Annotated in this window: 19 protein-coding genes; 9 read left to right on the top strand and 10 right to left on the bottom strand. The window is 59.1% G+C overall.

Translation table 11 applies throughout. The annotated features are described in order from the left end of the window. Positions 1-383: 383 nt before the first annotated feature. A complete protein-coding gene (gene katG / locus ACR0JF_RS22375) occupies positions 384-2585 on the bottom strand; it encodes a catalase/peroxidase HPI (RefSeq protein ID WP_170661062.1) in 2202 nt (733 codons plus the stop codon). 358 nt (positions 2586-2943) lie between these two features. Here katG and ACR0JF_RS22370 point away from each other — a divergent pair, with 358 nt between their 5' ends. After that, on the top strand, positions 2944-4560 hold the full coding sequence (locus tag ACR0JF_RS22370) for a choline dehydrogenase (protein ID WP_170661061.1): 1617 nt from the start codon (positions 2944-2946) through the stop codon (positions 4558-4560). Here the strand turns inward: ACR0JF_RS22370 and ACR0JF_RS22365 are convergent. Next, positions 4544-5398, bottom strand: a complete 855-nt coding sequence (locus ACR0JF_RS22365) for an SDR family oxidoreductase (protein WP_170661060.1) — start codon at positions 5396-5398, stop codon at positions 4544-4546. The two genes, ACR0JF_RS22370 and ACR0JF_RS22365, sit on opposite strands and share 17 nt — an antisense overlap. 88 nt (positions 5399-5486) lie before the next feature. Here ACR0JF_RS22365 and ACR0JF_RS22360 point away from each other — a divergent pair, with 88 nt between their 5' ends. Beyond that, on the top strand, positions 5487-6119 hold the full coding sequence (locus ACR0JF_RS22360; RefSeq protein ID WP_170661059.1) for a class I SAM-dependent methyltransferase: 633 nt from the start codon (positions 5487-5489) through the stop codon (positions 6117-6119). A gap of 21 nt (positions 6120-6140) precedes the next feature. On the opposite strand, the gene ACR0JF_RS22355 is transcribed toward ACR0JF_RS22360, so the two are convergent. Beyond that, positions 6141-7130: a sterol desaturase family protein gene (locus tag ACR0JF_RS22355; RefSeq protein ID WP_170661058.1), complete on the bottom strand. Its 990-nt coding sequence runs from the start codon at positions 7128-7130 to the stop codon at positions 6141-6143. Between the two features lie 23 nt (positions 7131-7153). Continuing rightward, positions 7154-7909, bottom strand: coding sequence for a class II aldolase and adducin N-terminal domain-containing protein (locus ACR0JF_RS22350; protein ID WP_170661057.1), 756 nt, complete (start codon positions 7907-7909; stop codon positions 7154-7156). Between the two features lie 114 nt (positions 7910-8023). Here ACR0JF_RS22350 and ACR0JF_RS22345 point away from each other — a divergent pair, with 114 nt between their 5' ends. The 5 genes from ACR0JF_RS22345 to ACR0JF_RS22325 all read left to right on the top strand — a co-directional run bounded on the left by ACR0JF_RS22345 (position 8024) and on the right by ACR0JF_RS22325 (position 13710). Further along, the gene (locus tag ACR0JF_RS22345; RefSeq protein ID WP_170661056.1) at positions 8024-8884 is read left to right on the top strand and encodes a LysR family transcriptional regulator; all 861 of its coding nucleotides are present in this window, start codon (positions 8024-8026) and stop codon (positions 8882-8884) included. Between the two features lie 154 nt (positions 8885-9038). Beyond that, positions 9039-10841, top strand: coding sequence for an adenine deaminase (gene ade, locus ACR0JF_RS22340; RefSeq protein WP_170661055.1), 1803 nt, complete (start codon positions 9039-9041; stop codon positions 10839-10841). Further along, positions 10838-12298 (top strand): AMP nucleosidase, encoded by a 1461-nt coding sequence (locus tag ACR0JF_RS22335; RefSeq protein ID WP_170661054.1) that lies wholly within the window; start codon positions 10838-10840, stop codon positions 12296-12298. The genes ade and ACR0JF_RS22335 overlap by 4 nt, the downstream gene beginning before the upstream one ends. 130 nt (positions 12299-12428) lie before the next feature. Beyond that, entirely contained in the window at positions 12429-12716 is a 288-nt protein-coding gene (locus tag ACR0JF_RS22330) for an HU family DNA-binding protein (protein WP_050605937.1), read from the top strand. 106 nt (positions 12717-12822) lie between these two features. After that, on the top strand, positions 12823-13710 hold the full coding sequence (locus tag ACR0JF_RS22325; protein WP_170661053.1) for a DMT family transporter: 888 nt from the start codon (positions 12823-12825) through the stop codon (positions 13708-13710). Here ACR0JF_RS22325 and ACR0JF_RS22320 read toward each other — a convergent pair. Beyond that, entirely contained in the window at positions 13686-14207 is a 522-nt protein-coding gene (locus tag ACR0JF_RS22320) for a glutathione peroxidase (protein ID WP_170661052.1), read from the bottom strand. The genes ACR0JF_RS22325 and ACR0JF_RS22320 overlap by 25 nt on opposite strands. Positions 14208-14353: 146 nt before the next feature. Between ACR0JF_RS22320 and msrB the strand changes: the two genes are divergently transcribed. Next, positions 14354-14803, top strand: a complete 450-nt coding sequence (gene msrB / locus ACR0JF_RS22315; protein WP_170661051.1) for a peptide-methionine (R)-S-oxide reductase MsrB — start codon at positions 14354-14356, stop codon at positions 14801-14803. Further along, positions 14800-15309, top strand: a complete 510-nt coding sequence (gene msrA, locus ACR0JF_RS22310; protein WP_170661050.1) for a peptide-methionine (S)-S-oxide reductase MsrA — start codon at positions 14800-14802, stop codon at positions 15307-15309. Before msrB ends, msrA begins: the two co-directional genes overlap by 4 nt. 30 nt (positions 15310-15339) lie before the next feature. Here the strand turns inward: msrA and ACR0JF_RS22305 are convergent, their stop codons facing one another. The 5 genes from ACR0JF_RS22305 to gltB all read right to left on the bottom strand — a co-directional run bounded on the left by ACR0JF_RS22305 (position 15340) and on the right by gltB (position 24781). Continuing rightward, the gene (locus ACR0JF_RS22305) at positions 15340-17343 is read right to left on the bottom strand and encodes a hydantoinase/oxoprolinase family protein (RefSeq protein WP_170661084.1); all 2004 of its coding nucleotides are present in this window, start codon (positions 17341-17343) and stop codon (positions 15340-15342) included. Between the two features lie 160 nt (positions 17344-17503). Continuing rightward, positions 17504-18556: a tRNA epoxyqueuosine(34) reductase QueG gene (queG, locus tag ACR0JF_RS22300; RefSeq protein ID WP_480669941.1), complete on the bottom strand. Its 1053-nt coding sequence runs from the start codon at positions 18554-18556 to the stop codon at positions 17504-17506. Positions 18557-18631: 75 nt separating this feature from the next. Continuing rightward, positions 18632-19297 (bottom strand): FtsZ-binding protein FzlA, encoded by a 666-nt coding sequence (gene fzlA, locus ACR0JF_RS22295; protein ID WP_170661048.1) that lies wholly within the window; start codon positions 19295-19297, stop codon positions 18632-18634. Positions 19298-19355: 58 nt separating this feature from the next. Further along, positions 19356-20096 carry a monofunctional biosynthetic peptidoglycan transglycosylase gene (gene mtgA, locus ACR0JF_RS22290; protein ID WP_170661047.1) on the bottom strand — a complete coding sequence of 247 codons (741 nt, stop codon included), beginning with the start codon at positions 20094-20096 and terminating at the stop codon, positions 19356-19358. Between the two features lie 152 nt (positions 20097-20248). After that, positions 20249-24781 carry a glutamate synthase large subunit gene (gltB, locus tag ACR0JF_RS22285; protein WP_170661046.1) on the bottom strand — a complete coding sequence of 1511 codons (4533 nt, stop codon included), beginning with the start codon at positions 24779-24781 and terminating at the stop codon, positions 20249-20251. Between the last annotated feature and the right edge of the window lie 44 nt (positions 24782-24825).

Here is a 24825-nt window from a genome sequence, read left to right as displayed (position 1 = left end):
GCGCGCCCGCCTAAAACTCAACCTCAGATGCCCCCAGTCTATCCTGAGCGTCTCCACCGCCTCAGCAGCGCCCCAGCGCCTCAGCAGCGCCCCAGCGCCTTAGCAGCGCCGGTGAAGGGGTATTTACGGATTAGGTCTGGGACCTGCAACCCCCATTTTGCAAAAACTTCAAATTTCTCGGCAGAAAGTTTCCTACCTTAATAAAAGCAACAGGTTAGCTTCATTTTACTGGCGGTTTTTCCGCCTATACCCCCACGGATAGCTGACAACGAACAGCCAAGCGCCTGAATCGTACCCAATGCTTGGTATGCGTTCAGGACGGACTGAGAAAAACGCCGCCCGAGTCTCCTCGGACGGCGCTTTTTCGTGAGTGGTGTAGGCCACTACTTCAGATCAAAGCGATCCGCGTTCATCACCTTGTTCCAGGCCGAAACAAAGTCGCAGACGAATTTGCCCTCGGCATCTGCCTGACCATAGACCTCGGCCAATGCCCGCAATTGCGAGTTCGAACCGAAGACCAGATCGACACGAGTTCCCATCCACTTGACCTCACCGCTGGTGCGGTCACGTCCCTCATAGACGCCTTTGCCCGAGGGTTTCCATTCCGTGCTCATGTCCAGGATGTTGGTGAAGAAGTCGTTGCTTAGCACACCGACGCGATCGGTGAACACACCGTGCTTGCTGTCACCAAAATTCGCACCCAAGACACGCAGACCGCCTACAAGGGCCGTCATCTCAGGGGCAGACAGTGTCAGCAGCTGCGCCCGGTCGACTAACAGCTCTTCGGGCGAGACGGTATAGTCGGCCTTCTGGTAATTGCGGAACCCATCTGCGATTGGCTCCATCACGGCAAAGCTGTCCACATCGGTCTGCTCTTGAGACGCGTCGGTCCGGCCCGGGGTAAACGGCACTTCAACATCCTGACCGCCTGCTTTGGCCGCCTGTTCGATACCAACAGCACCCGCCAAAACGATCACATCGGCCAAGGACACTTTCTTGCCGCCCGATTGAGCATTGTTAAACGCGGCCTGAACGCCTTCCAACGCGCCCAGCGCCTTGGACAGCTTCATCGGTTCGTTGACGTCCCAGTCTTTCTGCGGCGCAAGACGGATTCGGGCACCATTGGCACCGCCCCGCTTGTCCGAGCCACGGTAAGTCGAAGCCGAGGCCCAAGCTGTCGAGACCAGCTCGGACACCGAAAGCCCAGTCGCAGCGATCTTGGCTTTCAGGTCGGCCACATCCGCATCGTCAATCAGATCGTGATCGACTGCAGGGACGTTGTCCTGCCAGATCAGCTCCTCAGCGGGGGCTTCTTCGCCGATATAGGCCGAACGCGGACCCATGTCGCGGTGAGTCAGCTTGAACCAGGCGCGTGCGAAAGCATCGGCGAACTCTACCGGGTTCTCGTGGAAGCGTTTCGATATCGGGCCATAGATCGGATCCATGCGCATCGCCATGTCGGCGGTGGTCATCATGGTTTTGACCTTCTTCGACGGATCATGCGCCTGCGGGGCCATGTCTTCTTCTTTGACATTCACTGGCTCCCAGATCCACGCGCCCGAGGGGCTTTTGGTCAGGTTCCAGTCATAGGCGAACAGCAGGTCGAAATAGCCATTGTCCCATTGGATCGGGTTCGCGGTCCACGCGCCCTCGATCCCCGAGGTGGTGGTGTCGTCACCCTTGCCCGAGCCGAACTTGTTGATCCAGCCAAAGCCCATCTCTTCAATCGGAGCGGCCTCTGGATCGGGACCAACCAGATCGGGATCACCCGCACCATGCGCCTTACCAAAGGTGTGGCCACCTGCGACCAGAGCGACGGTTTCCTCGTCATTCATCGCCATGCGACCGAAGGTGTCGCGGATATCACGGCCCGAGGCCAGCGCGTCGGGCTGTCCGTCCGGACCTTCCGGGTTCACATAGATTAGACCCATTTGCACGGCGGCCAGTGGGTTTTCCAGATCACGCTCGCCCGAGTAACGGCTATGTGGGTTGTCCGTCGGGGCCAGCCATTCGGTTTCCGAACCCCAATAGATGTCCTCCTCTGGGGCCCAGATGTCTTCGCGACCACCGGCGAAACCGAAGGTCTTGCCGCCCATCGACTCGATGGCGCAGTTCCCCGCCAGAATCATCAGGTCGGCCCAGGAAATCTGGTTTCCGTATTTCTGCTTGATCGGCCACAGCAAGCGGCGGGCCTTGTCGAGGTTTCCGTTATCCGGCCAGCTATTCAGCGGAGCAAAACGCTGGTTCCCGGTCGAGGCGCCGCCACGGCCATCTGCCGTCCGGTAGGTCCCGGCACTATGCCACGCCATACGGATGAAGAAGCCACCATAATGGCCATAGTCTGCCGGCCACCAGTCCTGCGAATCCGTCATCAGCGCATAGAGGTCTTCTTTCAGCGCTTTGTAGTCCAGCTTCTTGAACTCTTCAGCATAGTCGAAATCTGCGCCCATCGGGTTCGATGCCGGTGCATGCTGGTGCAGGATCGAAAGCTTCAGCTGGTTGGGCCACCAGTCGCGATTCGAACGCGTGCCAGCGCCATGCATCACAGGGCAACCGCCTGCTTTGGGGTTATCACTTCCGTCCATATCGATCTCCAATCCTGGCTCAGGTCTTGCGGCTCAGCGCGGTATTAACTGTAACGAACAAGATTACAGAAAGATGTAGCCCTGATGGATTTCAAGGGTCGCTCGCCGAGATTGGCGCAGCCCCCACTCATCAGGGCGACTCTGCGCCCTTGTGTCGGGGGAAATCTAGCAAACCAGAGACATAGAGATAAGTTTTGTTTTCTCATAATAACAATAACCAAAACCTATGATACGTGGATCCTCCGACCCGTAACCTTGGGTCACAACGCGCTCAGGCAGATTGTCTTCTTTCCTGTTCGCTTTCAGTCTGGCCCGAACAAGCGGCCAAAGACCCCGAGCAGGACATAAGGACAGCAGGATGGAGTTTGACTATGTGATCGTCGGCGGAGGCTCGGCCGGATCGGTTCTGGCCGGTCGCCTGAGCGAGGACCCGAACATCAGCGTCTGCCTGCTTGAGGCCGGTGGTCCCGGAAAACATATCGCCATCCGTATGCCCGCCGCCGTAGTGTCGACGCTTCCCGGACGCCCCAAGATCAGCAATTGGGCGTTCGAGACAGTCCCGCAACCGGGCCTGAACGGGCGGAAAGGATATCAGCCGCGCGGCAAAGCCTTGGGAGGCTCCAGCGCGATCAATGCCATGCTCTATATACGCGGGCAGCGACAGGACTATGACGGTTGGGCCGATCTGGGCTGCGACGGTTGGGATTGGGACAGCGTTCTGCCTTACTTCAAACGCTCGGAAAACAACGAGCAGGGTGCAGATGACCTACATGGCGATAGTGGCCCCCTGCAGGTGTCGGATCAGAAAGAGCCGCGCCCGATCACCAATGCCTTCATCGATGCCGCCAGCCAGATGCAGCACCGCCGCGTCGAGGATTTCAATCGCGGCGATAACGAGGGCGTTGGACTCTATCAGGTGACGCAATTCCGCGACCCGACCCGCAACGGGGAAAGATGTTCAGCCGCAGCGGCCTATGTGCATCCGGTCATGGATCGTTCAAACCTGACCGTCATCACCCATGCCCATGCCAAAGAACTGACCTTCGATGGCAAACGCGCGACTGGAGTGATCTATAAGAAGAGAGCAAAAGGCGAAGATATCTCGGTCTCGGCCAGACGAGAGGTGTTGATCTGTGCGGGCGCGCTTCAATCACCGCAAATTTTGCAGCTGTCCGGTATCGGCGACGGGGAAGAGTTGCGCCAGCACGGAATAGCAGTCCGTCATGACCTGCCTGGCGTTGGTAAAAACCTGCAAGATCATCTGGATTTCATTCTGGCTTACAAAACCAAGGACACCGACAATTTCGGTATCGGCCTGACGGCAGGCATGCGCCTGATGGGGCATCTGTTGCGCTGGCGCAAAACCGGGTCATCGATGGCCTCGACGCCCTTTGCCGAAGGGGCCGCGTTCTTGAAGACCTCTCCTGAACTGGACCGTCCCGACATTCAGCTCCATTTCGCCATTGCGCTGGTCGATGATCACGCCCGCAAGCTGCACTATGGCCATGGCTATAGCTGCCACATCTGCAAGCTAAGGCCCGAAAGCCGGGGCACCGTCGGTCTGCATAGTGCCAATCCTTTCGCCGCACCCGCCATTGATCCCAAGTTTCTATCCGATGACCGCGATCTGCAAACCATGATCAAAGGTGCGCGGATGATGCGAGACATCATGCAGGCCCCCGCCCTTGTCCCTTACCGTCATAAAGAGATGTTTGGGACCGAAACCGCCGAAACCGACGCGGATTGGGAACGCCATATCCGCGCTCGCGCCGATACGATCTATCACCCCGTCGGCACCTGCAAGATGGGGCTGGATGAGATGGCTGTGGTCGACCCAGAGCTAAAGGTTCACGGGATCGAAGGGTTGCGGGTCGTCGATGCGTCAGTCATGCCAACTCTGATCTCGGGCAACACCAATGCGCCCACGATCATGATTGCCGAGAAAGCGGCCGACATAATCAAGACTGCTCAGTGACCTTCATCAGGGCCTCCAGCCCAACGCGGTAATTGGGGTAGAGCAGTTTGACCCCAAGCTCATCCTTGATCCGGTTGTTTCGAACCCGCTTATTCTCACTGTAGAAACTGCGCGCCATCGGCGTCATTTCGGCCTCTTCAAACGGAACGGCGGGCGGTAGCGGCAGGCCCTGCAGTTCGGCTGCGTAGCCGATCACATCTTGCGGCGGCACCGGCTCATCATCGCAAACGTTATAAACAGCGCCGGGATTCGGGGCCGCCATCGAAGCTGCGAGAACCTGCGCGATATCCTCCACATGGATGCGCGAGAACACCTGACCCGGTTTGATAATCCGCCGGGTCCCACCGCCCTTGAGCTTGGAAAAAGGCCCGCGACCGGGGCCATAGATGCCCGCCAGTCGGAAGATATGGATCGGCAGGCCGGGAATAGCCGACCATTGCTCCTCGGCCAGCAATCGCCAGCGCCCGCGTTTGGCTGTCGGCGCAGGTGGCGTGGCCTCATCCACCCAGTTGCCCTGATGATCGCCATAGATCGCCGTGGTCGACAGATAACCAACCCATTTGAACTGCTCCGCGCGCGCGGCGATCTCGGTGCCCAGCGCCGCCAGTACCGGATCGCCATCCTCCTTCGGTGCGGTCGAGATCAGCAGATGCGAGACCCCATCCAGATCCGGCACTTCTCCAGGCCAGATCAACGGCTCAGCGCCGGAGGCGCGAATAGCGTCAGTACCCTCGGCATCCCGCGTGGTGCCAACAACGCGCCAACCCTCGGGCGTCAGGCGGCGCGACAGGGCTTGGGCAGAGTATCCGTGACCAAAGGAAAACAGTGTGTTCGTCATGCCCTCTAGATGATCCGAGCAGACCGGGGATGCAAGCGCCACGTCGACTCACTTGATTCGAATCTCGCGATGCGCCTTTCTTTTAGGCATGAGCCAGAAAACCCCAGACCTGCACGCAGCCTATGCGCTGACCTCTCCGGACGACAACAAGCGCCTCTATGCCGAATGGGCGGGCGACTATGATGACGGTTTTGCCGCGCGCGAGGATTATCAGCTGCATATCCACACCGCCCGCGCCTTTGTGCGGGCCGGGGGGCAAGGCCCGGTGCTGGATGTCGGCGCAGGCACCGGTCTGTGTGGCGCGGTTTTGGCCGGTCTTGGGGTTGGGCCGATCGACGCCACGGATATTAGCGCCGAAATGCTGGATCAGGCCATGCGCAAGGACACCTATCGCGACGCGATCGAGGCCGACCTGACCCAAGGCATCCCTGTGCCGCGCCATAGCTATTCGGGTATCGTGTCCTCTGGCACCTTCACCCATGGCCATCTGGGCCCCGAGGTGCTGCCCGCCTTGCTGCGCGTCGCGCGCCCGGGTGCGCAATTTGCCATCTCAATTAACGCCAAACATTATGAGGAACTAGGCTTTGCCGACGCCTTCAGGCAGCTTGAGCAGGGTCAGATCATCAACCTGTCCCTGCCCGAGGTCCGCATCTACGGAGACCTCGCCGCTGGTCCGAACAAGGACGACACGGCCTATGTCGCCCTGTTCGAGAGGACCTGATCAGGTCTTCGCCCCGAAACGCTAGGTGTACATCTGTTTCTTGAACGCCCGCGTGCGCGTCGTCGCCTCGGCCGAACCGTCGTGATAGGTGCCGAACCACTTGTCGAACGGGATTTCCGAGGTGCCGTAGTTGCACTCGAAATAGCGGTGGTGCAGCTGATGGAAGAAATCGCCAGCGCGGGCAGCATCCGTTTCTTTCGCCCTCAGCTTTTCGAAACCGGAATGGGACAGAACCGGGCTGATCTGCTGAAAGTAGGTATGGAACAGAAGGTGCAGCGGGTACGATGGGATGATCAGGTGAATGAAATAGGTCGTGAAGTAGAGGATGTTCTCATACCAATGGTTTGAGATTCCCGACCAGGGCCCGATATTGACATTGCGGTGGTGCACCGCGTGGACATGTTTGTAGAGTTTCGGGTGATGCTCCAACCGGTGCACCCAATAGAAATGCAGGCCGGACCACATGGGGATCAGCAACATCCACAGAACAAACCATACCGGCGCGCTGGCCCATGTCACAGTCGGCACATAACCATTGGCCATCGCCCAAAAGATCACCCACTGATAAACGGTCGCCACTGTCATCGCGCTGCCCAAGGTCCACCAAATATTGTCGAGGACCTGATTGCGGAAGGTGAAGTTGCCGTTGTCCCGGGTCAGATCACGGCGATCGAACTTTTTGTACATGCCCTGCCCTTTGCGCATGTAAAGCCACCAGTGCAAACCACCCGCGACCAGAATTTGAGGCACCATGTTCAGCAGCCAAATCCGGACCATCCACCCCGCCGAGAAACTCTTCATTGCGTCCAATCCGGGGAAGAACAGAACATAGGCGATCACGGCCAGTGTCATGCACAGGGTCAGCGAGGTGATCTGCAACCACGCCCCGCCATACCATTTTACAACCGCCGCCGGGCGGAGCGGCCAAGTGAATAGAGGGTTCAATCCCACCGGTCCTTCGGGGTGATAATTCCAACGGGCGGCTTCCGGGTCCTGAGCAGTATCGGTCATGGCAGTCACTTTTGTCTGTTGGGTCAGGTTGCATAGTCCGAGCCTTCGGCGTCGAGCAGGGCTTTGATCTCACGCAGATGCGCCTGGGCTTGATCGGGGTAGTCATCCAGCTCTTGCGCGGTCTTTTCGGCGATTTCATCCGACAGCACGCGCAACGGCTGGCCCGTTTGCAGCGCACGGATGTAGGTTTCGGCGGCGCGTTCGAAATAATAGAGTCTATTAAAGGCATCTGCAGGGTCGCTGCCGATGATCAGAACACCATGGTTGCCCATGATCATGACCTTCTTCTTCGGGTCCGACAGCATTGAGGCGCAGCGTTCCCCCTCGCTTTCAAAAGCCAGACCGCCGAATTCCTCATCAATCACATAGCGGTTGTAGAAGGTGGCTGTGTTCTGGTCGATGGGGGGCATGTTGCTGTCCGCCAGCGATGCCAGCACGGTGGCAAAGATCGAATGTACATGCATGACGCACCGCGCATGCGGGCAATGGCGATGGATTGACCCATGAAGACCCCACGCCGTTGGGTCAGGCGCGCCGGGTTGGCTCATGACATCCGGATCATTGGCATCCAGCAACAACAGGTCCGAGGCCCGGATTCGCCCGAAATACATCTGATTGGGGTTCATCAGGAACTGCGTGCCGTCCTCGTTCACCGCAAGGCTGAAGTGATTAGCAACGGCCTCGTGCAAGTTCAGACGTTCGGTCCAGCGGAACGTCGCGGCCATGTCCACACGCTCGGACCAATGGTCGATATTGGGGCGAAGATTGGCGACACTCATGAGAACGCTCCTTTGGGCAGGGGATTTAAACAAAGCCTGCCTTGGGCCCCTGGATTTGACCAACGAAAAAAACGCATCTATCCCATTAGTAGAACTTATGGTGAGGTTATGCAGATGCAGAATTCCCTGCCTCCTCTGGGCTGGCTGCGCACATTCGAGGCGGCAGCACGTCATCTGTCATTCACCGGCGCCGCCCGCGATCTGAACATGACGCAAAGCGCGGTGAGCCAGCAGATCAAGTCGCTCGAGGGGCATCTGGGTCAGCCCTTGTTCCTGCGACGCCCCAAGGCGCTGGAACTGACCGAGGCCGGAATCACTTACCTGCCCGTCGTGCGCGAGGCGTTTCGCACGCTGGTACGTGGCACACAGGCCGTGACGGGCGCTCAGCAAAACGCGGTTCAGGTTCAGTGCAACATTTCCTTTGCCGTGAACTGGCTGGCCCCACGCCTGCCGGCCTTTCGGGCTGAGCACCCGGATGTGCAACTGAACATCTTCACTGAACTCTGGGAGCCGCAGGAAATGGCCGAAGGCGCTGCGGTCGAGATTCGCTTTTCCCTCAGGCCCGCCGATACGGTCCGGACTGAGTTGCTGCGGCGTGAACACTACTATCCCGTCTGTGCGCCTGGTTTCAGTGTCGACCTGGAAACGCTGCAGGAAAAGCCTTTGTATGATTGCTCCAACCTGCTTTCGAATTGGGCCAGTTGGGCGGATGATCAGGCTCTAACATGGGGCAAACCGTACATAACATACGCCACGACCTATCTGGTTTGTTTGTCAGCGGCGATGGCCGGTGGCGGCTTGTGCCTAGCGCATGACACGATCGCAGACAGGTTAATCGAGCAGGGTTTGCTGGTCGCCCCTTTTAAGCATCGCGCAGAGATGCCCGAGGCGTATTACCTGCTGCTCTCCCCTCAGGCAGAGGAAACGCCTGGCGCTGTGGCCTTTGCCAATTGGATACGTCGCGAGATCGGGTGAGAGGGCCTCTCCCGCCCATCGTCGCGGCCCCTTGCGGGGCAGCTTCTCTGGTTGGGCCGGGCAGCGCTGGCGCGCTGCGGGCGGGATTTGTGATGATTTCATGATACGGGATTACCGGGGTTGCACCTGACAACACATTCGGGAAAGTTGAGCCATGGAATACACACCCTTCCCAAGCTGGCCCGATGTCGCCCCCCGTTTAATCGCCGTTGCCGCAGGTCGTGAACCGGCGGATATGGTGATCCGCAATGGTATATGGGTCAATGTTCACAGCCGAGAGCTGCTGCCCGATCACTCCGTCGCCATTGCCGAGGGGCGGATTGCCTTTGTCGGGCCTGACGCCAGCCACTGCATTGGTCCCGACACGCAGATCATCGACGCCAACGGGCGCTACATTCTGCCCGGCCTTTGCGACGCGCATATGCACATCGAATCGGGCATGCTGACACCGGCTGAGTTCGCGCGGGCCGTGGTCCCGCATGGCACGACCTCGATGTTCACCGACCCGCATGAGATCGCAAATGTGCTGGGTCTCGACGGCGTGCGCATGATGCATGATGAGGCGATGATGCAGCCGGTGAATATCTTCACTCAGATGCCCTCCTGCGCGCCATCGGCCCCGGGATTGGAGACCACCGGCTATGAAATCTCGCCCGAGGATGTGGCGCAGGCGATGAGCTGGCCGGGTATCATCGGGCTGGGTGAGATGATGAATTTCCCCGGTGTGATCAACGGCGATCCGAAGATGCTGGCCGAGATCGCAGCCACTCAACGGGTCGGGAAAACGGTCGGCGGACACTATGCTTCGCCTGATTTAGGGTCTGATTTTGCGGCTTATGTGGCTGGTGGCCCGGCAGATGACCATGAAGGCACCTGTGAGGCAGACGCCATCGCGCGGGTACGGCTGGGGATGCGCTCGATGATGCGGCTGGGGTCGGCCTGGTACGATGTGGAGACCCAGATCACGGCTGTCACAGAGAAAGGTCTGGACCCGCGGAACTTCATTCTATGTACCGACGATTGCCACTCGGGCACCTTGGTCAATGAGGGCCATATGAACCGGGTGGTGCGCCATGCCATCGCCTGTGGGTGTGAACCCCTGGTTGCGTTGCAGATGGCCACGATCAACACCGCCACGCATTTCGGGCTGGAGCGCGAGATCGGCTCGGTTACGCCGGGACGACGCGCGGATATCATTCTCAGCTCGGACTTGACCGATTTGCCGATCGAGATGGTTATTGCACGCGGGCAGGTGGTCGCTGAGAACGGAGCCATCACCGTCGAATGCCCGCATCTGAACTGGCCGGACCACGCGCGCAATACGGTGCATCTGGGACATGCGCTGACGGAAAGCGACTTTGAAATCCAGGCCCCCGCAGGCGCGAACCGGGTTCAGGCCAATGTCATCGGTGTTGTCGAGAACCAGGCTCCGACCAAGGCGCTCAAGGCCGAATTGCCCATCATCGGCGGTCTGGTCGAGGGGGAGGGCGAGGTCTGCCAGATCGCGCTGGTAGAACGCCATCGTGCCACAGGAGGGGTCACGAACGCTTTCGTCTCAGGCTTTGGCTATCAGGGCAATATGGCCATGGCCTCGACCGTGGCCCATGACAGCCACCATATGATCGTCGTCGGCACCGACCGCACGCAAATGGCGCTGGCCGCCAACCGTCTGGCCGAGGTCGGCGGTGGTATCACCCTGTTCCGGGACGGTCAGGAACTGGCGCTGGTGGAACTGCCCATCGCTGGCCTGATGTCCGACAGCCCTGCCGCCGAGGTCGCGGCAAAGGCCGAAAAGATGGTCGAGGCGATGGAGGCCTGCGGCTGTCAGTTGAACAACGCTTATATGCAACACTCTCTGCTGGCCCTTGTCGTGATCCCCGAATTGCGGATCTCGGATCTTGGGCTGGTGGATGTTCGTACGTTTGAAAAGATAGACCTTCTGGAACCCCTGGCATGACAATAATAAGAACACCTGACACACCTGCTGCGGAAGACTTCACCGACCCCAAGGCCGCCGTCGCGCGGCTTGAACTTCTCTACAATCAGGCCACTGATTTCCTGTGCGAGGGCTTTTCGGCGGCCATGCAGGAGGTGGCTCCTTCGGCCCGTATTAGAGCCTATTACCCGGAAATTCGCATCAAGACCTCGAGCTATGCGCAGGTCGATAGCCGCCTGAGTTTCGGGCATGTCTCGGAACCTGGCATCCATGCAACCACCGTAACGCGACCTGACCTCTTCCGCTCTTACCTGACGCAGCAGATCGCGTTGCTGATCAAGAACCACGACCAGCCGGTGACCATCGGAGCATCAGATACGCCGATTCCGGTTCATTTTGCAGTCGCCAACAACCCAGATCTGGTGGTGCCGCATCAAGGTGCCGCGGGTTTCACCCTGCGCGATGTGTTCGACGTACCCGATCTGACAACAACCAATGACGATATCGTCAATGGCGTGCATGATCATACCGAGGTCGGGCCGCTTGCGTTGTTCACCGCTCAGCGCGTCGACTACTCTCTGGCGCGGCTGGCGCATTATACCGCGACGGATGCGGGGCATTTCCAGAACCACGTTCTGTTCACCAACTACCAATTCTACGTGTCCGAGTTCGAAAACTACGCGCGTGAACAACTCGCCGATCCCGATAGCGGGTACACCAGCTTTGTCTCGACCGGGAATGTCGAGATCACCGAGGCAGATGCAGCGCTGGAGCAGCCGATGAAGCTGCCTCAGATGCCGACCTATCACCTGAAGCGTGCGGACGGATCCGGCATCACTCTGGTCAATATCGGCGTCGGACCGTCGAACGCCAAAACCGCCACCGACCATATCGCGGTACTACGTCCGCATGCCTGGTTGATGGTCGGGCACTGCGCCGGCCTGCGCAATACACAAGCCTTGGGCGACTTTGTACTGGCGCACGCCTATCTGCGCGAAGACAAGGTTTTGGACGATGACCTGCCGGTCTGGGTCCCGATCCCACCGCTTGCAGAGATTCAGGTGGCGCTGGAGCGCGCCGTGGCCGAGGTCACCGAACTTGAAGGGTATGAGCTGAAGCGGATCATGCGGACGGGCACTGTCGCCTCGGTCGATAACCGCAATTGGGAGCTGCGCGATCAATCCGGCCCGGTGCAGCGGCTTAGCCAATCCCGTGCGATTGCGCTGGATATGGAAAGCGCAACGATCGCTGCAAATGGCTACCGATTCAGGGTTCCCTACGGAACTTTGCTCTGCGTGTCCGACAAACCGCTGCATGGTGAATTGAAGCTTCCCGGCATGGCGTCGTCCTTCTATACAACTCAGGTCAGCCGTCATCTGGCGATCGGAATAAAGGCGATGGAGCATCTGCGCGGCATGCCGTTAGAACGCTTGCACAGCCGGAAATTGCGTTCATTTGACGAAACGGCCTTCCTCTGACGTAAAAAAGCAACGTTTTCCCCATATTTTTAGGGTTTTCCGCGCTACTATTCGTTGTGTTCGTCCACAATATCCCGTTACAGTTACGCGGTGAGGCCCTATAGATCGGGCACGTTAAGGAGACCAAGAAATGGCAAAGCCTATGACAAAGACTCAGCTGGTGGCTGCTCTCGCTGAGGAAATGGGAACCGACAAGAAATCCGCGAACGCGGCGCTGGAGGCTGTGACCGGCCTGATCACCCGCGAAGTTTCGGCCGGTGGCGCAGTAACCCTTCCCGGCGTCGGCAAAATCTACTGCCGCGAACGCCCCGAGCGTCAGGTTCGCAACCCGGCCACTGGTGAGACCTTCACCAAAGAAGCCGACAAGGTTGTGAAGATGACCATCGCAAAAGCTCTGAAAGACAGCGTGAACGGCTAAGCCGCGACGTCATGTTGACAGAATGTGGGGCTGCCGGAAGGTGGCCCCTTTTTCTTGCCGGACGACCCGTTTAAGAAAAGCACACCGCCCACCCAAGGAGATGGAAATGGATCTGCGCGCCATCGCAATGGGGCTGACCTTTGCCCTGATCTGGTCGTCGGCTTTTACGTCGGCGCGGATCATCGTTGCGGATGCATCGCCTCTATTTTCTCTGGCGTTGCGCTTTTTGATTTCCGGCATCATCGGCGTCGCGATCGCGCGGGCCATGGGCCAATCCTGGCACCTCACACGTGAGCAGTGGCGCGCGACCATATTGTTCGGAGTTTGCCAAAATGCCCTTTATTTGGGTCTGAATTTCTATGCGATGCAAACCGTCGAGGCCTCGGTCGCGGCGATTATCGCATCCACAATGCCGCTGCTTGTGGCACTGGCGGGCTGGGCATTTCTGGGTGAGCGTTTGCGCCCCTTGGGGATTGTCGGGCTACTGGCTGGATTTGTTGGCGTTGCACTCATCATGGGCAATCGCATCGGCGCGGGTGTCGATCTGTTCGGAGTGGCCCTTTGTGGAATCGCAGCCCTCGCCCTGACCTTCGCGACCTTGTCCGTGCGCGGGGCAACGTCGGGCGGCAATTTCATGATGGTAGTTGGTTTGCAAATGTTCGTGGGTGCCGCGATTCTGTTTGTCGCCGCCCCGATTTTTGAAACGATCCGCATACATCTGACAGTGCCGTTGGTTCTGGCGTTCAGCTACACAACGCTGTTCCCTGGCCTTCTGGCGACGTTGATCTGGTTCATGCTACTCAACCGGATCGGGGCGACTCGCGCGGCCACGTTCCACTTCCTCAACCCCGTGTTAGGCGTCGCTATTGCCGCCGTTCTGCTGGGTGAGAAATTGGGGCCTCTGGATGCGCTGGGTGTTGTGATCACCACGCTCGGCATTCTAGCGGTGCAACTGTCGCGTCAGCCTGGTCAGGGTAGCAGCGCCTCGACCTGACGGGTCAGCTTTGGCGATGTCGGCTTTACGCCTGAACCAAAAGTAGCCACGACTTCACCTTCTGAATCCAACAGAATTTTGTTGAAGTTCCATTGCGGCACAAAGCCGGTTTGGTCCGCAACGGCCTTGTAGAACGCATGCGCCTTTGGCCCCTTGACCGGAGTGATGTCGGCCATCGGTAGGGTCAGGCCGTAGTTCATCTCGCAGAAGGCTTTGACTTCGCTTGCCGTTTCCAGTTCCTGATTAAAGGAATCCGATGGGACCGCAAGCACCACCAAACCGCGTTTGCCATAAGTTTCATGCATCTTCTGCAAATCCGCGTATTGACCGGTGAAGCCGCATTGCGATGCGGTGTTAACCACCAGAACCGGCTGACCGCGCCATGACTCAAGGGACAAAACACCCCCGTCGATCGACGCAAATTCGGCCGTCAAAGGCGCCGCTTGCACAGCACGGCCGATCAACAAAAGAACGCTTAGCAACAACACACGAAACATGGCAAAACCTCCTTGGTATACAGGATACGGTAAAAACCTCCTTCCGGATCAACCGCACATGCGCGCGAGGGGTTTGAAATATGATTTTGATTTCCGAAATTTTATGCCCAAATACTACTCAACCATTCCAATTGATCGGAGGAGCCATGTCCCGCTACACCAAGGACCCCGCGGTTGTTGCCGCTCTGTCCCCCGAGGCATTTCACGTCACCCAGCGCAGCGGCACCGAACGTCCCGGAACCGGCGCATATCTGGGCAATAAAGAGCCCGGCATCTACGTGGATATCGTATCGGGCGAGCCGCTTTTCGCCTCGACCCACAAATACGAATCCGGCTGTGGCTGGCCCAGTTTCACAAAGCCAATCATCCACGAACATGTGGAAGAGTTTCGCGACACCACCCATGGTATGATCCGCACCGAAGTCCGCTCAAAACACGGCGACAGCCATCTGGGCCACGTCTTCCCGGACGGCCCGCGCGAGCATGGCGGGCTGCGCTATTGCATCAACTCTGCCGCCCTTCGATTCATTCATCGTGACGAGATGGAGAACGAAGGTTACGGCGAATACCTGATCCATGTGGAGGACATCCAATGAGTATCGAACGAGCTGTTCTGGCCGGTGGCTGCTTTTGGGGCATGCAGGACCTGATCCGAAAACTGCCCGGCGTGTCCCGCACGCGTGTCGGATATACCGGCGGCGACGTGCCAAACGCCACCTATCGCAACCACGGCACCCATGCCGAAGGGATCGAGATTTTCTTTGATCCTTCTCAGATCACCTACCGCGATCTGCTGGAGTTCTTCTTTCAGATCCACGACCCGACTACACCGAATCGTCAGGGCAATGATCTTGGCATGAGCTACCGTTCAGCGATCTACTATGTAGATGACGTGCAAAAGCAGGTGGCTCTGGACACAATTGCGGATGTGAACGCCAGTGGATTGTGGCCCGGCAAGGTCGTCACCGAACTTGAACCCGTGGGTGACTTCTGGGACGCCGAACCCGAACATCAGGATTATCTGGAACGCATTCCAAACGGCTATACCTGCCACTTCCCGCGCCCCGATTGGGTCCTGCCCAAACGCGACGCGGCTGAATAACGCTTGGCCCCCTTCGAGTTCCGAAGGGCGTTAACCCGTGGCGACACGCGGTCGACCGCTGGCCTCGACGGTCAACATTGCCTCGACAAACACCTCACGCTCTTCCACGCGAGCGGTTCGGATATCGCGGTCGACAACAACCCGGATATCTTCGGCACCCGCCTCGCGCACGGCACCTTCCGCCTCATCTCGCAGAATCTTTTCCAGCAGCGCCAAAGCTTCATCCGAGAAGTTGAAGTCCTTTGGCCCATCCTCCAGATGAACGCGATACTGCCCTTCGGCGGGCGACGTAATGGTACCCGACCGCCGCAAGGTCAGCCGCCCAACCACCGCCCCGATGGCGTTGGCCACGCCTGCATGTTCGGGCAGAATCATTTTGCAACGCAGCCGCTCCCCAACCGCCGGATAGTAACTTGGGGCCGAGGCACCCAGACCCACCACATCCACATTCAACGCCGCATCCAGCGCCAGCAATCCTCGGTGCTGCGTCAATCCGCGTTGGGTCAGGACATGCCGGGCAAGCTCCTTCGGGGGTAGACCGAAATCTTCGGACTCCTCGGCAAAAGCAGTCTCTAACAAGGTCAAACTGGTCTGTTCGGTCAGTTGGTCGATGATCATCTGCGCCAGGAGTTCTGGTGTCGCCGCCAGCATGTCACCCGACCCAACCCGTTTCCGGGCCACCAGTTCCAGCGCTTTGCGTGCGGCATCTGCGTCCCACGCCTCGACCCGACCCAGAACATGGCTGGCATCAGATGGCGTGATCCCCGAAACCTGTAGGATTCCGCGATCCACTAAGCGGGTCAGCGCTCCGTTCTCCATCCGCGTCCGCAATAGTCCGCTGAGGGGCAAGACCTGATCGCCTAACCTGTGCAGCAACGCCTCTTCCCGTGCGCCGATTCCATCGACACGCACCCCCGGAACGCGCCGTGCGAACCGTGTGTCATGCTCACCCACCGTGGTTGAGCGCAGCTGCTCGTCCAGCATCGCATGTACGACTTCGGGCGCCTCGGAGGCGATGAGGGAAACCGGCAGCACCCGCCGTGGCCCAAGGAAGACGCCGCCCTTCAAGCCTTCGGTCATGACATGAACCTGGCTGTCGCCGCCCAAACCGTGGGTCCGCATCGCAACGGCCTCAACCATTGTGCGGAACCCACCAACCTGCGCGCCCGCCGGATCAATCGCGGGTTTCCCATCGCGGATCAGCGCCACATCCGTCGTTGTACCGCCGATATCCGAGACCAGAGCGTTCTCGGCCCCCGTCAGCCACCGCGCCCCGACGATCGAGGCCGCTGGACCGCTCAGAATCGTTTCGATCGGCCGCTCCCGCGCCTGTTCCGCGCTCATCAACGCGCCATCCCCGCGCACGACCATCATCGGAGCGGTAATGTCCAAAGCCAGCAATTGATCCTGCGCGCGCCCGATCAGCCGATCAATCATCCCGATCAACCGCGCATTCAAAACGGCCGTGACGGCGCGCTTTGGCCCGTTCAACTTGGCGGACAATTGGTACGAGCAGGTGACCGGCGCCCCGGTTTTCTCGGTTATGATCCGCGCCGCTTCCAACTCATGCGCCGGATTGCGTGTTGCGAACTGCGCCGCCACGGCAAAGCCGGAAACCCCTTTGTGAGAGTCTAAAAACGCCCCTAAAGCTTCAACATCCAGCTTTGCGACCTCACCGCCCGCATGGCTGTGTCCACCTGCCACGACTAGCGCCGGATCGCCTTTCAAAGCATCCCTAAGACCATGCTTTTCAAGATCGCTTTCCTTGAACCCGATATAGACCAACGCCACGCAACCACCCTGTCCCTCGACCAGAGCGTTGGTGGCCAGTGTCGTCGACAGAGACGCCATTGAGACCTGATCTGGCGTCACCTGCGCCTCATCCAAAACGGCCGAGATCGCCTTGCCGACCCCAATCGCCAGATCCGCCCGCGTGGTCAGGGACTTAGCCGAGGCGATCACCTCACGCTCATCCCGGATCAACACCGCATCGGTATAGGTTCCGCCTGTATCTACCCCCAAAGCCAGCGCCATCGGGTCCTCCATCTGTTCGCTGCAGATGGGTGTAGCGGTTTGGACCGACACGTCCAGCCTGTTTGCGGCATTTCAAGCGTTTCGGGTTTTACCTGAATTACCAAGTGACACGAATGTCCCGAGAACGCTGAAAGCGTGACAGGGTATTCGCGTCACAGGTTTAACCCGAAGCGCTATTACTCAGCTGTTCCACAGCCCAGCGCGCGGCATCGGCCACAGTCGGATCGGGATCATCCGCCAAGCCCTGCGCCACGGCCCGCAATTCGGCCCGGCCCGAGTTGCCAATGGCATAAAGAACATTCCGTACAAACCGGTCGCGCCCGATCCGCTTGATCGGAGAGCCCGAGAATTTCGCCCGAAACGCGGCATCATCCAAAACCGCCAGATCAGCCAGGGCCGGAGACTTCAGATCCTCCCGCGCTACATATCTTATGTCGCTGGCAGCCACCGCAAACTTGTTCCAAGGGCACGCTGCTAGGCAATCATCGCAGCCGTAAATCCGGTTGCCCATCTTACCGCGCAATTCCTCGTCAACCGGGCCATTATGCTCGATCGTCAGGTAGGAGATACACCGGCGCGCGTCCAACTGATAAGGGGATGGAAAGGCATCTGTCGGACAGCTGTCCAAACAGGCGCGACATGATCCGCAATGGTCAATTTCCGCCATATCCGCCGGAAGGTCCAAAGTCGTAAAAACAGAGCCTATAAAGCACCAATTGCCCCATTCTCGACTGACCAGATTGGTGTGTTTACCCTGCCATCCCAACCCGGCTGCATGACCCAAGGCCTTCTCGGGAACCGGAGCCGTGTCGACGAACACCTTCACCTCACCACCCGACTCAGAAATCAGCCAACGGGCCAACCGCTTTAGCCGCTTCTTAACCAGATCGTGGTAGTCCTTGTTCTGCGCGTAGACTGAAATCGCCCCGCGTTCGGGATGGGCCAAAACCTCAGTTGGATCATGCTCGGGCGTGTAGCTTTCGGCCAGCATGATCACCGATCGCGCCTCGGGCCAAAGGGCCGCCGGATCCCCACGCCAATGCGTGCGTTCCGCCATCCAGCCCATCTGCCCGTGATACCCCGCCTCCAAAAAGGCGTCCAACCGAGCAGGCACTTGTGGCACATCCCATGGCCGACACACCCGGCACGAGACAAACCCCTCGGCCAAAGCCTGCGCCACCAGTTTGTCCTTTAAACCCGATCCGCTCTTCATCTGGCTAAAAATATCCTCGGGGGGAATCGCGCCTCTGGCGCGATGGGGGTCAGACAGCCCCCCTTTGCCACCCTATCAGAAATCCAGATCGGCGTAATGGGGCGGAGGCCGAAACCCCGGCACCTGATCCGCCAGAATCGACCGGAACGCTGGTCGCGATTTGATCTTGGCGTACCAATCTTTCACCGCCGCGCTGCGATTCCAATCCACGTCCGAGATATAGTCCAGCGCCGACAGATGCGCTGCAGCCGCGAAGTCCGCCAGCGTCATCTGATCCCCGGCCAACCAGCGACGATGATCCAGCAACCACGCCATGTAATCCAAGTGATACTTGATCGCCCGCGCGCCTTCCTTGACGTTCTTGCTGTCCGGATAGCCCTGCCCGGTCATCTTCTTGTTGACCCGCTCATATAGAAGTTTCGAGGTCACCTCGTGATGAAACTTGTCATCGAACCAGCCCACCAAGCGCCGCACCTCATACCGTGCCTCGGCGGCCTTGGGCATCAATGGCGGTTCAGGGCGCGTGTCCTCGATATACTCACATATCGCCGCGCTCTCGGACATGATCTGCCCGTCCAACCGCAACACCGGCACTTTGCCAGCCGGGTTTCGACGCAGGAAATCCGGATCTTGTTCCCAATACCGCTCTTCGACCAGCTCAACTTCGATCTTCTTCTCGGCCAGTGACAGCCGAACCTTGCGACAGTAGGGAGAGAGGGGAACGTGAAACAAACGCGCCATAGACTTCCAATCAAACCAATGAGTACCCCTCAGCTTTAGCCTTGGCAGGGCGTGGGATTCAATCCTCGAAACAATCCGCGCGACCATCTGCGCGGATGGTAGCCGCCCCTTGCAGGATGGCCGCCGCCCGTCTGCGGGTGAAAACCGACGGATCCGTCACCGAGCGCTTGCGGGGCGAGGGCAGGATCGCCGCAAGCCGCGCCGCCTGCGTTGGGGTCAGTTGCGCCGCGCTGACACCAAAGTTCCGCTGCGCCGCGGCCTCAACCCCAAACAGGCCCGTCCCGGTTTCCGCGACGTTCAGATAGACCTCAAGAATGCGCTGTTTGCTCCAGAAAATCTCGACCACAGGCGTGATCGTGGTTTCCATCGCCTTACGCACCCAGCTGCGCCCCTGCCACAGAAAAACATTCTTCACCACCTGCTGCGTGATGGTTGAGGCCCCTCGGGTCCCGCCCCCCCCCAATGCGTCGCGAATGGCTTCGACGTCAAAACCCCAATGCAGACAGAAATTTGCATCTTCAGCCGCCACGACCGAACGCGCCATGATAGGAGCGATATCCTCAATCGGAACCCACTCGCGCTCGACCTTTCCAAGACGGCGCCATTCAGACCAGATCGTATGCGTGATCGGAGGGTTCACGACCGAATACAGCAGCACCAAAGCCACCAGAAACGCTGCAACGCCCAGCGCGGAATAGATCATCCATCGCCGGATACGGGACCAGAGCGACCGTGTCTTTTGCCCCTTGCCTGCTTTACTTTTTCTGCCGCTTTTCTTGCGGGCTGCTTTCTTTGCCATGGTTTTGCTATACGCCGCCGCGACTGTCTTGGGAACGGCGGAATTCCGGATCGGCGGATCGGACCGCGCGACTGTGTCCGCCGCGAAATACAAAAAAGACCCGCGCTCCACCTCAGAAACGCGGGTCCTTCTTATTTATCTCTGCACCCGACTTATTCGGCCGGAACAGCAGCCACTTCGTTTGTCAGAGGATGGCTGAGCTTGTTCAGCATCTCTTTCGGGCAGACCTGCAGGAAGTTCGCCTTTTCCACATCCCAATGCTGCAGGATGTCCGAGGCCTTCCGGCTGAAGGTTTCCGCCGCGTGACGCTCGATCAGCGATTTCAACTGATCTTCCCAATGATCGACGGTCACCGGGCAGGTCACCAGCGTTTCCATGTTCATAAACGCCTGCGCCTTGCCCTCAGGATCATACAGATAGGCCATGCCGCCGGTCATACCGGCGCCAAAGTTGGCCCCGATATCACCCAGGATCACCGCAACGCCGCCGGTCATGTATTCACACCCGTTCGAGCCACAGCCCTCGATCACCACTTTGGCGCCCGAGTTCCGCACCGCGAACCGCTCACCCGCGCGACCAGCGGCAAACAGCTGCCCGTCGGTTGCACCGTAGAGAACGGTGTTACCGATGATCGTGTTGTCATCTGCCTTCAGCGGGCTGACCTGTGGTGGGCGGACGACGATCATGCCGCCTGACAGCCCTTTGCCGACATAGTCGTTGGCGTCACCAGACACCTCCAGCTTCAGACCCGGTGCCGCAAAGGCCCCCAGCGACTGACCTGCCGAGCCCTGCAGTTTCACATGCAGGTGGTCGTCCTGGAACGTGTTCCGCATTCCGAAGTTCTGAACGATATGGCTGGAGACGCGCGTACCTACGGTCCGGTGCGTGTTCTGGATCGCGTAAGACAGCTGCATCTTTTCACCGTCTTTCAGGAACCGCGCCGCGTCGCGCACGATCTCGGCGTCCAGCGTATCAGGCACCGCGTTGCGGTCCTTGTCACGGTTGTAGACGATGTCATGCGCGCCATCGACAGTGATCAGCAGCGGGTTCAGGTCCAGATCGTCCAGATGGGCCGAGCCACGGCTGACCTGATCCAGCAGATCGGCCCGACCGATGATCTCATCAATCGAACGCGCACCGAGGCTGGCCAGCAGCTCGCGTACTTCCTGCGCGTAGAAGGTGATCAGGTTGACGACCTTATCCGCGTTGCCGGTGAACTTGGCGCGCAGGCTTTCGTCTTGCGTACACACGCCAACCGGGCAGGTGTTCGACTGGCACTGACGCACCATGATACAGCCCATCGCGATCAAGGCGGCGGTGCCGATGCCATATTCCTCGGCCCCCATCATTGCTGCCATGACGATGTCACGACCGGTCCGTAGGCCACCATCGGTCCGCAAGGTCACGCGGTCACGCAGGTTGTTCATCGCCAGAACCTGATGCGCCTCAGTCAGGCCCATCTCCCACGGAAGACCGGCATATTTGATCGAGGTCGCAGGCGACGCGCCCGTACCACCATTATGGCCCGAAATCAGGATGATATCCGCTTTCGCCTTGGCCACACCTGCAGCAATCGTGCCCACGCCTGAGGACGCCACCAGCTTCACCGTCACCTTGCAGCGCGGGTTGATCTGCTTGAGGTCGTAGATCAGCTGCGCCAGATCCTCGATCGAGTAAATGTCGTGGTGCGGCGGCGGCGAAATCAGCGTCACGCCTTTGGTTGAGTGCCGCAGACGCGCGATCAGGTCGGTGACTTTCATGCCCGGCAGCTGACCACCCTCACCCGGTTTCGCACCCTGGGCGACCTTGATCTCAAGCTCTTCACACTGGTTCAGGTACTCGGCAGTCACGCCGAACCGGCCCGAGGCCACCTGCTTAATCTTGGCGGACGGGTTGTCGCCATTTGGTTCCGGCACGAAGTGCGCCGGGTCTTCACCACCTTCACCCGAGTCGGATTTCGCACCAATCCGGTTCATCGCCACGTTCAGCGTCTTATGCGCCTCGGGTGACAGCGCACCTAACGACATGCCCGGCGTGACGAAGCGTTTCCGGATCGAGGTGATCGATTCGACCTCTTCGATCGGCACTGGCTTGCCCAGCGGTTTGAAATCCATCAGATCACGCAGATGGATCGGCGGGTTCGACTGCATCTTGGCCGAATACTGCTTCCACAGCTCGTAGGACGCCTTGTTACAAGCCATCTGCATCATGTGCATCGAGGTCGCTTCCCACGCATGGGTCTCGCCCGATTGCCGGGCTTTGTAGAACCCACCAATGGGCAGCACGTCCAAACCGTTGTCCCATGCCTTGGCATGGATTTCTTCGACCTTGGCCTGAATACCGGTGACACCGATACCGGAAATCCGGCTGGTCATCCCGGGGAAATATTCGGCCACCATGGCACGGCTGAGGCCAACAGCCTCAAAGTTCAGACCGCCGCGATAGGATGAGATCACTGAGATGCCCATCTTGGCCATGATCTTCAGTAGACCCTGATCGATGGCCTCGCGATAGCGCGCGACGTTTTCCGTCAACGTGCCTTCCAGCAGACCACGGTCAATCCGATCCGCCAGCGAATCCTCTGCCAGATATGCGTTCACCACTGTAGCACCACAACCGATCAGAACCGCAAAGTAATGCGGATCAACACATTCGGCCGAACGCACGTTCAGCGAGCAGAAGGTCCGAAGCCCTTGCCGTGTCAGATGCGAGTGCACCGCGCTGGTCGCCAGGATCATCGGCATGGCCACACGGCCCTCGCCCGAGTTCATGTCGGACAGCACCAGATGCCCCGCGCCCGAGCGCACAGCCTCTTCTGCTTCGGCTCTAACACGGGCCAAAGCGGCGCTCAGCGCGCCACGACCGGGCTCAAAACTACAGTCGATTTCCGCCAGAGGAGAGCCGAAGGTCTCGACCAGTTTGTCCCACTGCGCGTTTCCAACAAAGGGGCTGCCCAGCACCACGATTTCAGTTTGGCTGCTGTCTTCGTCCAGCACGTTTTTCAGGTTACCGAACCGGGTTTTCAGCGACATCACGCGGTATTCCCGCAAGCTGTCGATGGGCGGGTTTGTCACCTGGCTAAAGTTCTGACGGAAGAAATGGCTCAGCGGGCGGTACTGCTTGGACAGTACAGCCGAGGGCGTGTCATCCCCCATCGAAGCCAGTGACTCCTTACCGTCCTCGGCCATCGGCGCGAGGATCTGCTCCAGCTCTTCGATCGAGTATCCCGCCGCGATCTGACGCTTACGCAGCTCTTCTCCGCGGAACATAGCTGTGTCGGTCACGCCGGCCAGCGCGTCATCCAGATCATTGATCTTATTGACCCACTCACCAAACGGCAGGGCGCGGGCCAATTTGTCCTTAATCTGTTTGTCGCGGTAAAGCTTACCGCGCTTCATGTCCACTGCCAGCATCTGACCCGGACCCAGAGCGCCTTTTTCGGTCACGGAGGCCTCATCAATCGGCACCATTCCGGCTTCAGAGCCCGCGATGACCAGACCATCGCCCGTCACCACATAGCGCATCGGGCGCAGACCATTACGGTCGAGACCGGCACAGACCCAGCGGCCATCGGTCATGGCCAGAGCGGCGGGGCCATCCCATGGTTCCATCACCGAGTTGCAGTAGGAATACATGTCGCGCCACGCCTGCGGCAGCTCAACCGCCTGCTTGGACCAGCTTTCCGGCACCAGCATGGTTTTCGCCATGGGCGCCGAGCGACCTGCGCGCACCAGAACTTCAAAAACCGAGTCTAATGCGGCCGAATCCGACGATCCGCCTGCGATAATCGGCTTGATGTCTTCGGCATAATCACCAAAGGTTGAGGACGCCATTCGGATCTCATGGCTCTTCATCCAGTTGATGTTACCCTTCAGCGTGTTGATCTCACCGTTATGGGCCAACATCCGGAAAGGCTGGGCCAGCCACCATTGGGGGAAGGTGTTGGTCGAATAGCGCTGGTGATAGATCGCAAAGGCCGACTCAAAGCGTTCGTCCATCAGGTCTGGGTAGAAAACCGCGACCTGTTCGGCCAGCATCATGCCCTTATAGATGATCGAGCGGCAGGACAACGAGGCCAGATAGAGACCCGAAATCCCAGCAGCCGCAGCCGCTTTTTCGATGCGACGACGGATGACATACAGCTCACGCTCGAATGTCTCCTCGTCCACGCCTTTCGAGTTCGAGATCAGGATTTGCTCGATTTCTGGACGGGTCGCGTTGGCCTTGTCGCCCAGGCAGGTGACATCAACCGGCACGTGACGCCAGCCGTAGATGTAGTAACCCATCCGCAGAACCTCGGTTTCAACGATGGTGCGGCATTGCTCCTGCGCGCCGAAATCGGTGCGTGGCAGGAAGACCTGTCCAACCGCAATAAGCTCGTCCAGCTTGGGTTCGTGACCGGTACGACGGATCTGGTCGTAGAAGAACGGAACCGGGATCTGAACATGGATACCCGCGCCGTCGCCTGTTTTGCCATCCGCATCGACAGCGCCCCTGTGCCAGATCGCCTTGAGGGCATCGATCCCCGCATCCACGACCTTACGCGATGGCTTACCGTCGACGGACACCACAAGGCCCACACCGCATGAGGAATGCTCTTCCTCTTCGGAATAAAGACCGTTTTCCGCCATCCACTTGCGCTTGGTTTCCTCGGCGCGCACCCAATCGGCATCAAATTTGGTCATTCGCTGTCTCCTGCTTCCAAGGGGGCACGGATTGCCAGATCCCT

The sequence above is a fragment of the Ruegeria sp. BG11 genome, from assembly GCF_056538565.1.
Note: the sequence above shows the minus strand (reverse complement) of the source record. Positions and strands in the feature narration are given on the sequence as shown.

Coding starts and splice junctions, on each gene's coding strand:
- katG (WP_170661062.1), bottom strand. CDS start 2,585: ATGGACGGAAGTGATAACCCCAAAGCAGGCGGTTGCCCTGTGATGCAT.
- ACR0JF_RS22370 (WP_170661061.1), top strand. CDS start 2,944: ATGGAGTTTGACTATGTGATCGTCGGCGGAGGCTCGGCCGGATCGGTT.
- ACR0JF_RS22365 (WP_170661060.1), bottom strand. CDS start 5,398: ATGACGAACACACTGTTTTCCTTTGGTCACGGATACTCTGCCCAAGCC.
- ACR0JF_RS22360 (WP_170661059.1), top strand. CDS start 5,487: ATGAGCCAGAAAACCCCAGACCTGCACGCAGCCTATGCGCTGACCTCT.
- ACR0JF_RS22355 (WP_170661058.1), bottom strand. CDS start 7,130: ATGACCGATACTGCTCAGGACCCGGAAGCCGCCCGTTGGAATTATCAC.
- ACR0JF_RS22350 (WP_170661057.1), bottom strand. CDS start 7,909: ATGAGTGTCGCCAATCTTCGCCCCAATATCGACCATTGGTCCGAGCGT.
- ACR0JF_RS22345 (WP_170661056.1), top strand. CDS start 8,024: ATGCAGAATTCCCTGCCTCCTCTGGGCTGGCTGCGCACATTCGAGGCG.
- ade (WP_170661055.1), top strand. CDS start 9,039: ATGGAATACACACCCTTCCCAAGCTGGCCCGATGTCGCCCCCCGTTTA.
- ACR0JF_RS22335 (WP_170661054.1), top strand. CDS start 10,838: ATGACAATAATAAGAACACCTGACACACCTGCTGCGGAAGACTTCACC.
- ACR0JF_RS22330 (WP_050605937.1), top strand. CDS start 12,429: ATGGCAAAGCCTATGACAAAGACTCAGCTGGTGGCTGCTCTCGCTGAG.
- ACR0JF_RS22325 (WP_170661053.1), top strand. CDS start 12,823: ATGGATCTGCGCGCCATCGCAATGGGGCTGACCTTTGCCCTGATCTGG.
- ACR0JF_RS22320 (WP_170661052.1), bottom strand. CDS start 14,207: ATGTTTCGTGTGTTGTTGCTAAGCGTTCTTTTGTTGATCGGCCGTGCT.
- msrB (WP_170661051.1), top strand. CDS start 14,354: ATGTCCCGCTACACCAAGGACCCCGCGGTTGTTGCCGCTCTGTCCCCC.
- msrA (WP_170661050.1), top strand. CDS start 14,800: ATGAGTATCGAACGAGCTGTTCTGGCCGGTGGCTGCTTTTGGGGCATG.
- ACR0JF_RS22305 (WP_170661084.1), bottom strand. CDS start 17,343: ATGGCGCTGGCTTTGGGGGTAGATACAGGCGGAACCTATACCGATGCG.
- queG (WP_480669941.1), bottom strand. CDS start 18,556: ATGAAGAGCGGATCGGGTTTAAAGGACAAACTGGTGGCGCAGGCTTTG.
- fzlA (WP_170661048.1), bottom strand. CDS start 19,297: ATGGCGCGTTTGTTTCACGTTCCCCTCTCTCCCTACTGTCGCAAGGTT.
- mtgA (WP_170661047.1), bottom strand. CDS start 20,096: ATGGCAAAGAAAGCAGCCCGCAAGAAAAGCGGCAGAAAAAGTAAAGCA.
- gltB (WP_170661046.1), bottom strand. CDS start 24,781: ATGACCAAATTTGATGCCGATTGGGTGCGCGCCGAGGAAACCAAGCGC.